General features: G+C 40.1%; 1 protein-coding gene. It reads right to left on the reverse strand.

The features are described from left to right. Window positions 1-570, reverse strand: a 570-nt coding sequence (locus K6Y21_RS21115) for an ISAs1 family transposase (protein WP_233073918.1), incomplete at its 3' end; no start/stop codon positions are given. Window positions 571-736 lie beyond the last annotated feature (166 nt).

Genomic DNA, 736 nt, shown 5'->3' on the forward strand with positions numbered 1-736 from the left:
CTGAATTGTGAAATCACCTTTCTTTTTAATAATTTGCGCCATTGTTGGAGCTAAACAATGCAATGAATCTAACGTGACTATCGTATTCTTCAAAATCAGGGCATCAAGTACATCACGAGACAAGCTAATTTCCTTACCTTTACTCTTATCGGCTTGCTGATAAAGCATTAGGCCGCTTTCAACATCATAAGCATTGACGACATGGAGAACACTTTTACTGCCATCCGTCTTGGTTCCCCGAAGGGTTTTGCCATCAATCGCTAACACTGTTTTCTCTGCACGAGTGCGTTCAACATTTAGCCATTCAAATAAGGCTTCAAGTAATGCATCGCTATCTAACATACTGATTATATTTGCAATACAATGTCGCTTCGGGATGCCATTTTCAAATTGGCGGTATTGCCTTAGCCAGTCCAGTTGACTATCACCGAACTCTTGGATGGATTTCCACCCTGTTGCGCCGCTGAGTACTGCGGAAAAGACGAGAAAAACAACATCTACCAAGTCATGTTTGACATTAATATCTGCACGCGGATCTGGTATGCGGCTCAGGCGTTCAAAGAGAGTCATCAGCTTTGCTTCAGTAAAGGATTTGTGATGATCTGATCACTGAAAATACAGTTAGTTCAATTTAATATATGATTTTCTAGGAAAAGGAAAAATAAGCTCATAAAACGCCCATAGTGCATAAATTATCAGCAATTAGACCTTACTAATAATGTTAGATCTCGCCCTG

The sequence above is a fragment of the Motilimonas eburnea genome, assembly GCF_021295345.1.
Classification (GTDB): domain Bacteria; phylum Pseudomonadota; class Gammaproteobacteria; order Enterobacterales; family CBDFNC01; genus Motilimonas; species Motilimonas eburnea.